This window comes from Sphingomonas sp. TX0543, assembly GCF_048565505.1.
In the GTDB taxonomy this organism is placed as follows: Bacteria; Pseudomonadota; Alphaproteobacteria; order Sphingomonadales; family Sphingomonadaceae; genus Sphingomonas.
This window is the reverse complement of sequence record NZ_JBLZUS010000003.1, coordinates 339,568-350,592: the sequence shown is the minus strand read 5'-3', so window position 1 is coordinate 350,592 and position 11,025 is coordinate 339,568. Positions and strand designations below refer to the sequence as shown.

At 63.5% G+C, this 11,025-nt stretch carries 10 protein-coding genes and 1 riboswitch; of the genes, 4 read left to right on the top strand and 6 right to left on the bottom strand.

What is annotated here, in order from left to right; translation table 11 throughout:
* Together ACM61V_RS19545 and ACM61V_RS19540 are read right to left on the bottom strand one after the other, a co-directional pair.
* Positions 1-436, bottom strand: a 436-nt coding sequence (locus tag ACM61V_RS19545; RefSeq protein WP_419714569.1) for a chloride channel protein, incomplete at its 3' end; no start/stop codon positions are given.
* A gap of 23 nt (positions 437-459) precedes the next feature.
* Positions 460-530, bottom strand: a riboswitch (Fluoride riboswitch).
* A 131-nt stretch (positions 531-661) separates the two neighbouring features.
* Positions 662-1,579 (bottom strand): recombinase family protein, encoded by a 918-nt coding sequence (locus tag ACM61V_RS19540; protein ID WP_017503726.1) that lies wholly within the window; start codon positions 1,577-1,579, stop codon positions 662-664.
* A gap of 467 nt (positions 1,580-2,046) precedes the next feature.
* On the opposite strand from ACM61V_RS19540, the gene ACM61V_RS19535 reads away from it, so the two are divergent.
* Positions 2,047-3,246 (top strand): hypothetical protein, encoded by a 1,200-nt coding sequence (locus ACM61V_RS19535; protein ID WP_419714568.1) that lies wholly within the window; start codon positions 2,047-2,049, stop codon positions 3,244-3,246.
* 116 nt (positions 3,247-3,362) lie between these two features.
* Here ACM61V_RS19535 and ACM61V_RS19530 read toward each other — a convergent pair whose 3' ends face one another.
* Genes ACM61V_RS19530 through ACM61V_RS19520 form a run of 3 tightly spaced genes read right to left on the bottom strand, consistent with a single transcriptional unit; the run spans position 3,363 to position 6,897 of the window.
* Positions 3,363-4,412 carry a hypothetical protein gene (locus tag ACM61V_RS19530; RefSeq protein ID WP_419714567.1) on the bottom strand — a complete coding sequence of 350 codons (1,050 nt, stop codon included), beginning with the start codon at positions 4,410-4,412 and terminating at the stop codon, positions 3,363-3,365.
* The gene (locus ACM61V_RS19525; RefSeq protein ID WP_419714566.1) at positions 4,409-5,230 is read right to left on the bottom strand and encodes a TniB family NTP-binding protein; all 822 of its coding nucleotides are present in this window, start codon (positions 5,228-5,230) and stop codon (positions 4,409-4,411) included. Before ACM61V_RS19525 ends, ACM61V_RS19530 begins: the two co-directional genes overlap by 4 nt.
* On the bottom strand, positions 5,230-6,897 hold the full coding sequence (locus tag ACM61V_RS19520; protein WP_419714565.1) for a Mu transposase C-terminal domain-containing protein: 1,668 nt from the start codon (positions 6,895-6,897) through the stop codon (positions 5,230-5,232). Before ACM61V_RS19520 ends, ACM61V_RS19525 begins: the two co-directional genes overlap by 1 nt.
* 190 nt (positions 6,898-7,087) lie before the next feature.
* On the opposite strand from ACM61V_RS19520, the gene ACM61V_RS19515 reads away from it, so the two are divergent.
* The 3 genes from ACM61V_RS19515 (at position 7,088) to ACM61V_RS19505 (ending at position 9,266) form a co-directional block, all read left to right on the top strand.
* Complete coding sequence (locus ACM61V_RS19515; protein ID WP_419714564.1) at positions 7,088-7,699, top strand: hypothetical protein; 612 nt, start codon at positions 7,088-7,090, stop codon at positions 7,697-7,699.
* Positions 7,700-8,191: 492 nt separating this feature from the next.
* Entirely contained in the window at positions 8,192-8,878 is a 687-nt protein-coding gene (locus ACM61V_RS19510; protein WP_419714563.1) for a ParA family protein, read from the top strand.
* On the top strand, positions 8,871-9,266 hold the full coding sequence (locus ACM61V_RS19505) for a hypothetical protein (protein ID WP_047867038.1): 396 nt from the start codon (positions 8,871-8,873) through the stop codon (positions 9,264-9,266). Before ACM61V_RS19510 ends, ACM61V_RS19505 begins: the two co-directional genes overlap by 8 nt.
* Before the next feature lie 46 nt (positions 9,267-9,312).
* On the opposite strand, the gene ACM61V_RS19500 is transcribed toward ACM61V_RS19505, so the two are convergent.
* Positions 9,313-10,446 carry a replication initiation protein gene (locus ACM61V_RS19500; RefSeq protein ID WP_047867039.1) on the bottom strand — a complete coding sequence of 378 codons (1,134 nt, stop codon included), beginning with the start codon at positions 10,444-10,446 and terminating at the stop codon, positions 9,313-9,315.
* Positions 10,447-11,025 lie beyond the last annotated feature (579 nt).

Sequence of the window (11,025 nt, the reverse complement as noted above, 5' to 3'; positions counted from 1 at the left end):
CGAAGGCGCTGGCAAGGCTGCCGCCCAGCTGCACAGCCGTCCCTTCTCGCCCGGCCGAGCCGCCGAACAGGTGCGTGACAACGGTGCCGAGGAAGATTAGCGGCGCCATGCGCAAAGGTACGCCGCCGCCCGGTTCATGGACCTGCTCGACGATCAGGTTGTTGCCGCCTTCGACGCTGCGGCCAAACAGATGATAGAGCAGCCCGACCGCGAACCCGCCGACCGGCAGGAGGAACAGCAGCCATGGATGCGCAAAGCGCGTGCGCGTGGCAATATCCAGGCTCCAGAGGAAGGCTGCGCAGAGACTGCCCACCGCCGCCGCCATGGGAACAAGGAGCGCCAGCCAACGCAACACGGACAGAGCATGGTCGTGCCGGTCCCGAACAAAGGTCAGGACGTTCAGGTTCGACAGCAATATTGCGAATTTAGCGCGCACGATTCCTCCTTGTTGCGAAAACGCATCAGGTAGGAATCATCAGCCCGAAGGCGGTTCGGCCGAAGCCCGGCGGAAATCCATCGCCTTGCCGGCGCATATCGTATGGCGAATGCGTTTGGTCAAGCAGCAACGCATGCGGAGGTGGATCTGTACGGCAACTTCATGCCTCTCCTGCGCTGGAAGCTGTCAGTCGCCTTTCGGCCCGCAGCCGACCTTCTCCGGCATTCACGGCGATAAGGTCGCCGGTAACTTCGGCACGACGATCAAGCCCAAATTCCGCGCCTGAGAAATCACGCGCCTCACCCCCTCAGGCGACCATTGCGTACCTTTGCGCGGCGTTGGCTCTCGCAAATCCTTGCTCAACCACGTCGCGAGGCTGCGAAGAGTAGCATCTGGATCGTTGTTGAGCTTGTCGGCCACCAGCAATGCGATCCGACTGTCGGGAGCCAATCGCGGCGCCGCCTCGAGTATCACCCGATCAGCGTAGCCCGCTTCGACCAACGTTCGGCATGCCTTCACCAGGGTACGCTCGGAAAACGACCGCACCGGCGGCTTAAGCGCCTGAATACGCCGGAGCACCAAGCTCCAGGGTAAGTGCGGTCGCAACCGCTCGACGATTGGCAGCCATCGAAGCCGGCCATCGACCAATTCGTGAAGATGCTTTTCCTTCAAACTGTGGCGCAAGTCGCCTATCGCCGACGGGTCTCTCGCGCGCATCTTCGGATTTCCCGGTCTGGCGCCGCGCGCAACCGCGGCCTTCAGCCCTGCCCGCGTCCGCTCGCGAATAAGCGCACGTTCGAACTCCGCAAAGGCGCCAAGCATCTGTGTCATCAGCATCCCTTGCGGGCTGCTGGTGTCGATCGGATCATTGATCGAGCGAAAATACGCTCCCTTGGCGCGGAGCGCTTCGACGATTTCCAGCAAATGTGACAACGATCGTGCGAGGCGATCGATCCGCACAACCACGAGGGTGTCCCCCTGTCCCACCGCTGCGAGCGCGCTGGCCAGTTTCGGACGGCTGCGGCTAGCGCCGCTGGCCCGGTCCTCGAATAGGGTTACACAGCCTGCGCGTCTTAACTCACTAATCTGGGCGAAGGTATCCTGTTCGTCGGTAGAAACGCGGGCGTAACCGATCAAGGGCATTTGTCACAATCCATCTAACGGGGTCAACCGACCGGTTGTCCCCGTATGGTAATCGCTTGAGCCCCGGTTGACCATCGTCCGAGGCGGATCAGATGCCTGGCACCCATCCCGTTTGAACCGAGTGTGCGGACGTTGAGAGAAGCCCCCTGCCCCGCCTGTCCTAGCCTGTGAATGCGCTAAGAAAGTGTCGCCGAAAAACGCTGGAGATCAGCCACGCAGCATCCAGGCGTCCGGCGGTATTCTTCCCTGAATCCAGCCGTATTCTTTCAACGCAGGATCCAGAAATTGGGCGGCGCCGGAGCGTCCAGTCGTATCCTGAAACGACAGACCTTATAGAGAGGCGTCAAACATGGACATGTGATAACTGCAATTATCAAATGTTGATGCTTTAAGGCATCAGAGTGATTGTATAGTAATCATACCTTTGCTATACATATACTATATACAATTGTTTTCACTGGATTTTTTTGACCGTGTCGCATGCGTTTCTTGGCTTCGAGACCACCGAACCGCCCTCGCTGGCGGATCTCGAGGCGCTGAGAGCCGCCCAGGCGCAAGCAGCCTTCTTCCTCGGTGGGCTCGATGCCGCCCTCACGTGGTGCCCGTCCGACATCCACCCCATCCTCGCTGCGCGCCTCATCCGCGAGACGCTGATCTCGGCGCTCCGGCAGGAAGGGCATCTCTTCACCGACGCGCGCTTCCACGCCTGGTTCGCCGGCCTTATACCCCTTTCCGACGAACCACTCCAGTTCGCGCTTGCCCCACGCGCCCTGGCGACCACCCTGCTCGCGGAGATGACCCACGGCCGCTGGACGCCGCTCGCCGACGCGGCGCTCGGGCTTGAAAAAGCCTGTCTGGCGCTGCGTGACCCCGACAGCGCCCTCGCCGTCGAAACCGCCCGGGCCGCGATCGACGAGGCCGCGGCCCTGGTCGCGGCGCTCGAGCCAGCCCCCCTCCCCTTTGCTGCGCTGGCCGCCCTCCACCGCGCCATCGGCCAAAGCCCGCGCTTCGCTCCCGCCGAGCGGACGACCGACACGATCGCGCTCGCGAACCGGCAAGTCGTGATCGAGCGCCCGCGCCCACCTTCCCCGCGCTGGGCGATCGAATGCGCCTTTGGCGCGCATCTCCAAGCCAACGGCGCCCATGGTGCGGCGCTGCCGCTGAACGGTCTGATCCGGCTCGACACGGTGCGCGCGGCCGACGTCGACGACAACCCGGCGCACGCCGCCATCGTTCAGGCCGAGGCGCTGCGCGATGTCTTGGAGCACCTCTTCAGCCTGGTCGCGGAAGCGCGCGACACGCGCAGGGCGCTGGCCGATCGCTACCGTGCGAAGCGGGCGAATTCGCGCGCACCGCAGCTCTATGGCCTCCTTTCCGGCTTTGGCCCGCTGCGCTCGTCGCAGATTGAGGCGGTGCTGGGCGTCACCCGCCTCGGGGTCCGGAAAATGCTCGACGCCTTGTCGGAAGCCGGTGATCTGGCCATCCAAACCCTCTCTGGGGTCAAGCTCTATTCGGTCAAGCGCAGCAGACCATCCGTTGCGCCTACCCCGCTGGCCGACGAACCGGGCCGGTTTTCCAGCGAGGCGATCGAGGACTATGATGCCGCCCTCGCCAAGATCGACGCCTTGCTGGCACGCTATGACGATCAGTCGGACGACCAGGCCTGAAAACCGGCAAAAATTTTGTCCCCGCAAATGCCCCTTACAGCGCCAAAACAGGCGCAGGCCAGCCCGGACTACGGCAGCGACCCCAAATCGCGCTGTACGGGCTTCTCAGGGCAATTTTACCAACCGAGCCCGCCCGGCCCGCGATCATTCGTCCATTTTTGCGCCGATGCGCGGTTCATCGAGCGATAGAGGCCATAATTGTCTTCAGGCTCCGCGGGGCGACCGAGCGGCTCGCCCCGCGCTTCCGCGCGCTGGGCAATGCAGAGATAGGTTTGCAACAGCATCGGCAAATCGGGTTCCCAGCGGCGGCCCCGCCTGGGCCTGTCGATAGCCGCCTCGATATCGATTCCCTCGACCCTCGGCTGCGGGCGCCGGAAGAACCCCCTCCCCTCCTTCGCAAGCTCGCTCCGGCTGAGCGCGACAAAGCGCTCGAAGCGCCGCGCCGGTTGCGCTCCGCTGCTGTGCCGCAAGGCCAGCAACCGGATCCGCTCGCTCGAAAAATGAAAACGGTTCGCGACGATGGTCTCGACATAGCGCCTGTACCGCTGCGGAGCGACGCCATCGTCGCCTTTGCGGAGAGAGTCGATCACGGCCCGATTATACGCGATCAGTCGCGCCGTCGGGCGCGCCGCGCGCACGATCTCGCGCGCGGCCGCCTCGAGGCGTCCCAGCATCGCCGCAAGTCTGCCGCCCTCCCGGCGCGGCGCGGCCCATGCCGGCATCACCGACAAGGGCAGCTGATGCTCGTGACACCACCAACTCGCGCTCCATATCCATTCCTTGCGGATATGGAGCGGCCGCCCTTCGGCGATCATCGAGGACCAGCAGCACGCGCAGCCATAGCGGCGCAGGGTCGGCGGCAATAGCCAATGCGCAGGCCCAGCGGCAAAACCGTCCATCACGGCATCGCGATCGACATCCACCGCCCAGCCCAGCCCGGCAACGAGCCCGTCGAATGTTGCATGATGCCGCGCCGGCAGGCCGAGCCTTCCCCTCGCGAGGTCATAATTTGCCAGCTCGGGATCGACATCGAGATAGCGGAACAAGCTTCTCCGCGAGGTTTCGTGGCGGCGCACGATCCGGTCCAGCCACGAATCGAAGCCCTCCTCAGTTTGGGGGCGCACCCGGAAGGCGAGCGGCGTGCGCTCCGGCGCTTCCGGTTTCATAAGAGCCGGTAGGGCGGAAAACGCTTCAGCGCATTGTCGATATCGTCACGCCTAATGACGCTGCGACCATCGCTTTTCGCGACCTTGGCCGACCAGTGCAGGATCCGCTTGAAATTGCCCGTCACACCATGGCTCGCGGCACAGATCCGTTCGGCGAGATCGGGCTCGGCGAGCCGGTCAGGCTCGACAAGGCCCATGCCGCGCGCCAGCGCCCGGATCAGCCGCTGTGACGCCTCCCCCGGCTCCCACAGCGGCAAGCGCAGGATGATCGAGCGCGAGGCGAGTTCGACATCTTCGGAAAAAATATATTCGGCCACGTCCAGACCCGCCACAACCAACGGCACATTGCCGGCGCTCATCAAATAGCGGAAGGCATCGAGCGTATCGCGGCGCGCCTTGCCGCTAGCCGTCAGAATCACATGGACATTGTCCACCGCGACAAGCCGGGTGCCCTGCTTGCCGAGCAGATCGACGACCCTGAGGTCCGCGACCTTGTGGGTCGTGCTGGTGACGGGCCAGCCTTGCTGCCACAGCAGGGCGAGATTGATCTTGAGCGAGGTCGGGCTCGAGGGGATGACCGTCCTCAGCACCGGCTGAAAGCGCGCATCACCCCAATCGGGCGGCTCGGGAAAGTCCGCGGTCAGCCGCCGTTGCACTTCACGCAAGATCGAGGTTTTGCCCATGCCCGAATCGCCGACCAGGACGATGCACGTTGGCCGTTCCTCGGGATCGTCATGGGCCACGTCGACGATCGTCTCGACGGCATTGCGCGCCTCGTCAAAGGCGATCCAGAAGGGCAGCGATGGTGCTGGTGCCATCAGCCGATCCGGTCCCAGTCTTCGCCCAGCTCGGCCGCGGGTTTCCAGATCACGGGCTTGGCCGCCGGCGCTTTTGGACGCCGCAGATCGGCCACGGTCGCCCCCTCCCCTTCGCGGCGCTTGGCCTGGCGCCGCGCCTCCTTCGTGCGGACACGGGCGCGGTGGATTTCCTGATTGGCCGTGGCCACCGCCCGCGCCGTCGCCGCGCGGCCGCCATCGGCCTGATAGGCCCGACCCAGAGCCCGCACCCCTGCCCTGGCGGCTTCCCAGTCCGCCTCCCAGACATCGGGATAGTCGCCGACGACCGACAGTTCGACATAGTGGCCATCGAGATCGGCGTAGACATGCTGGATCGTCCGCTCGTCCCAGCTGATTTCGATCTTTTGGCCGATCCGAACAGCAAGCTCCGGATGCCAGTAATGGCGATACTTGATCTGGATGCCCTTGGCCTGCACCGTCAGCGATTTCGACGGCAGGAACTGCCGGAACAGCGCGTCGGAATCGACCGACACGGGCAGCAGTGGGCTGTGCTTCGCCGCTTCGCGCTCCCACATCTGGGCCGGACACAGGCCGCCCAGCGCGCTATGCGGCGCGTGATGATAAATCGCGATCTGGCACAGCAGCCAGCGCTCGAATTCGCCAAGCGTCATCGCCGCGTCCGCCTCGGCGTCATAGCCGTCGCGCGCCGCCACATTCGCTCCGGTTGCACCGGGCAAAAGTCGCAGTTTTCCGACCATCGTGCCGATCAGCCGCTCGATATGCCCGCCAAGATGCGCCGGCCCAGGTCGCCGCACATCGGGGGCGATCCCGTTGCGGACACAGGCGCGCCGGAAAGCCTCCGAGCGATGCGGTTTGGCCTGATCGGCATGCAAGCGCCGGAACAGGCCGTGCATCGGGTAGCTGACGTCGACGTCCAAGTGGGCAAGGACCGGCTCTTTGGGCAACACGGCGCTGGCAACCGCCCGTCCGCACCGGAATGTCGAAGGGTCGCCGAAGCTCACATAATAGCCAAGGATGGACCGGGTCCAGATGTCGATGAGGAAGGTGATCCACGGTCTTCCGAGCTGTTCGCGCCGCAGGCTATCGACCAGGATGACATCGCCCTTGGTATGATCCATCTGAACCAGGTCGAGAAATCCCTCGCTGGCATATTCGCCGGGGTGCGGTTCATGCGCGCTCCGCGTCTTCGATCCCATCGTCGCTTTCGCCCAAACCCGGCTCGGAATCTCGGCCAGCAGCCGCTCGATCGTCTTCGAGCTTGGGATCAGATCGGCGGGAAACCGATGATCTCCGTTCTCCGCGTGCAACAGGCCCCAAATCTGCCGCGCCGCTTCGGCGCGCGACGGCGGCACCATCTTGAGCGCGATTTCGTCGATCAACGTCTCGATGGCGGCTCTCACCTCGGGATCGATCCGGTGCGAGCCGACTGCGGGTCCGCGCGGCTTTGGAGCCAGCGTTTCCGCAACCGGATGAACGCGGAAGAGCGCGGCCAGTGTCCGTATCCGCCGCTCTTTGAGGCCGGTTGCCTCGGAAATCGCCTGAACCTGAGCAGCCGTCACCGGGCTGCTAAGCGATATATGTCGCCGGAAATGCGGGTAGAGCGCCAATCCCGTCTCAAGCGATTTGAGGCTCCGCCGCGGCGCAGGAGACGGCTTGCGCTCAATCATGGAACGGGCTCCCAACGATTTTTGCTGCCCGGGTAATGTAGCTTATTTTGTCTAACGCCGCGACGTGCATATCGCCCCAGACAGAATCACATGCAGCGCATTCTATATAACATGTTGATTATACACGATATTACTGAAATGCTGCCTTTTCTGTCGGCTGACAGCTGAATTTCACGGTTGGCGGCAAGCGTTGCTCTCGAGCGACCCGCTTGAATGGCGCGATGCACTTCCCACGTCGGTGTTCGATCCGCCCGAGGCGGCCGAGCACCCTCCCCTCATTCGTGCCATCGACCGTGTCAGGCAATATTCACGGCAGCTCGGCACGATCGCGCCCTGGCTTGGGCTACCCTTCTCCCTTCGTGATCAGGGTCTATCCCACGTCCCACTGCCCTGCCTCTGCAGCGGCGCCAAGGCTATGCGGCTGAAGCCGCGGCTGTCCGACGCGGACTGGCTGCCGATCGTGAGGTCGCTGCAACGTGCTGCCGCTGATGGGACTGAGCGGCTCGATCAGCTCGAACGACTCTATCGTGACGCGCAGCGCGCGATCGTCAGCGAGTACAGACCGGGAGCGCTCCCCTCTTTGGCGGCTCTGACCATTCACCGTCCTCTTCTCTCGCCGCAATTTGTCTCCGAGGCTCTCGGCCTCACTATAGCTGGTGCGAGCAAGCTCCTCGAACGCGGTGTCGGGTCTGGGCTGCTGGTTGAAGTCACGCGGCGTCGTTCCTGGCGCGTTTTCGTGGCCGGAGATCTCGCGGTGACATTCGGATATGCCTCTCCCCAGCGCGGTCGACCGCGATTGTAGCCCCCTCCCCCACCTGCCGATCGAAGCCTCAGGCAGGTTTTCGACTCGTTCGATGAGCAGATGGCGGAGATCGATCGCCTTCTGTCGCGCTCCTGATCCAGCTATCGTCGCGATGAAGACGCCGTCGACGCGAGAGTCGCGTGCTGCGGTTTGGCCGATTTCCGCCGTTTTCTGACTGTGCCGCGTTATGTGCCGCGTGTTGTAACGCGCTGGGTGCCGCGATTGCGCTCTGCCTATCGTTCGCGCGGCGCAGCGCGCTAGCGCGTGCGGCATCGCGAGCCGCAGCGCTTGCGCTTGTGCGTTTACTGGCGCTTGCGTCCTCGCTGCTAACGTCGCTTGCTGATGCGCGTGTGCCATTCCCAGCGAGGTCAGTAGCGCGGTCGCCTTGCACCGCGCTTACACAGGCGCTATGAGAAGCGCAGATCAATTGTGCCGCGCTGCCTGTGCCACGTCACATGGGTGCCGCGCCCGCGACCCACAGGGAGCTATTTCGTGCCAGTCATCACTATCGCGCAGAGCAAGGGTGGAGCAGGCAAGACGACGCTTGCGCTTGCCCTCGCATCGGAATTCGAGGCACTGGGCGGCTCGGTGTTCATGCTCGACGCCGACCGTCAAAACAGCCTGTTGAACTGGCACCGGGATCGGATCGCAGCGGGCAGGGGAGGGGACTCGCGCATCGCCGTCGAGGACGCCTCGCAGCTGCGGGACTCGGATATCGGTGCCGCGATCGGACGAGCGCGCGAGGCGGCCCAGCTCGTCGTCGTCGATTCCGAGGGAACGTCGAACTTCAAGACCGCCTATGCCGCTATGGATTCCGACTTTGTCGTCATCCCGACACGGTCATCGCGGCTCGATCTCGAGCGAACCGTCGAAACCAGCGATATGCTCGAGAAAATGTGCCGCGGCGTTCCATACCGCGTGCTCATCACCCAGACAGGGCAGGTGGCCCGCTCCAAAGCCGAGTGGGAGATCGACGGGCAGATCAGGAAAGCCCTCCCGACCTTCACCGACCAGATGTTCACCCTCGACGCCTTTCGCGCCATGTCGAACTACCGGATGACCCTCGCTGAGGTCGAAGCCGCCAACCTCGCCAAGACCGAGAAAGCGCGCCGCATCGCGCAAAGCATCCTCGCCGATATTCTCAGCGAAATTCAGAACAAGGAGGCAGTCGATGCCTGAAGAAAAGGCCGCCGTGAGCAGCATGGGCGACATCATCGGATCGACACGGCAGCGCCTGGAGCAGCCAGAAGCGCCCGCCGATCGTCTCCGCGGGCTCGTTGCCGCTACAGCCGCGCCCAAACCTGCCAGCACCCCGCCGGTCCAACGCGAGCCCGCCGGATCGGCGCTCCCAGCCAATTATTTTCCGCAGGTTACTGCCGATCTCGGCGTCACACCCAAGCGCAAGCCCCAGCGCGGTCCGGCCCGGTCGCTCCATATCAGCATGCGCCTGTCGCCTCCTGAGCGAGACCGCCTCGTGCGCTGGTGCGACGACCGCAACCTCAGCCTCCCGGACGGGATCATGGCGCTGATCGATCTGGCCGAAGGGGAGGGGAGGGCGCCCGAATAGGCCCGCTATCGCTTTATGTGAGGAATCGGGGGAGGGCAGGCTATCCCTAAGGCCGGCCACGAAGCCCGACGAAACTTTTGCAGAAGCCTTCCCAGGATTTGTAGAGCGGCACGCCCGTCAGGGTCTTGAGCCGGTCGCCCATCTTCTCGCGAAACGCGCCGGCGATCAGATCCTTGTCCCAGCCGCCTCCGAAATCCGCCACGATCGTCAGCAGGCGCTGATCCCCGCAGAAGTGCATCGATCCAGTGGGGAAGGGCTTGCTCGACGGCAATGCCGCCACAGGGGCGGCCGCCGGAATGGCCGCGACCTCCTCGACGCTGCCGTCGCGCCTGGCACGCCGTCCGACCTTGGGCCGATCGAGCTCCTTTGCCGTCTCTTCCTGCTCGACAGGGTCCTTCGGGCTGAAGGTCAGCTTGACCGCCTCGACCGGCCGGCCGCGCCCGGACCCCCGGATTTCTTCCCATTCCACGATGAAATCGGCGAGCTGGTCGATCTCCGCCTTCGATTTGACGAGCACGTCACGCCGAAACTCGGCGAAGTTCTTGAAGCTGCCGTCGGGCACACCCAGGCGTCGGCGCAGTTCATCGACGTTCATTTTGACGACGCGGTTCTGCCGATTGATGATCAGGCAGCCAAGATCGTACAAGGTGAGCGAATAGCGCGACTGGAGCGCAAGCATCACCCCGAGGTTCACCCGCGCATAGTAATCCGAACGCTGGATCACGCGCTTGAAGCTCTCTGAGAACTGAAACTCCACGACGCTCATGCCGTCTTCGGAGATTTCCTCGACGCAGCTCGACAGCAGCGACTGCGACATGATCGCAGGCTTACCCTTCTTCGAGGTGGTCCGGATACGGACGATCACGCGTAGCAGTTCGTCCATCACCGGCTGGATGCGCTCGTTACCCTTGTGCGAGCCGCGCAGTTCCTTCTTGGTGATCGTGAAAGTCTTGCTGTCTTCGCCGGCTTCCGGTCCCGCTTTCCGCAACATCAGTGCGAAAGCCTTTCTTCCGGCCGCACTCAACGACCCCGTCTCGAACTCGGATTCGACTAATTCCCCAGGTTTACTTACAAAGTCGAGGTCGCGGCGGCGAATCACGTCAGCGACCCGCAACGTCCGGCTCAGACCCTCCAGGTCAGGCGGAACCTCGATTTCCACGGTGTCCGAATCGAGCTTCATGTGAGTTGCATACCATCAGCTTGTCATAATGAGAACCGCCCCCCGTTCACTCACATAGACGTGCCCCCAGACGCTCACACAGACGTTGTCGGGCTATGCGACCACCAGCCCCCAAGCGCTCACATAAAACCGCGGAGCCCTCGGCACGCGACTCGCGCTCCCAAGCCGAGTCGCATTCGCTCCCCCGAAAACTCACATAAAAGATTCGTGCCGCGCGGCCGGCCCGAAGCGGCGAGCAGGGCCGCGCGGCGCGTTACCCCCGGCGACTCACATATAGATCTTCATATCTCGTTGGTTTAATTGGCTTTTCTTGGCATCCCCCGATCGCTCACATAAAGGTGGGGGAATTCCTTATTTCGAACGCCCCCTTTCCGCGGGCCGCCCCCGAGACCTCACGCAAAGATCCGCACGCCTCGGCCACGATCCCCCAATCGCTCACATAAAAGAGCATCTCCGATGTCGGCGATCTTCCCCGAAGCAAAAACATACGGGGATTCAGGGCTTTCCCGGCAGCTCTTTAGCCCATTTCGCCTGCGTCCCCCGAGAACTCACATTGTCCCCCGATCACTCAGGCTCCAG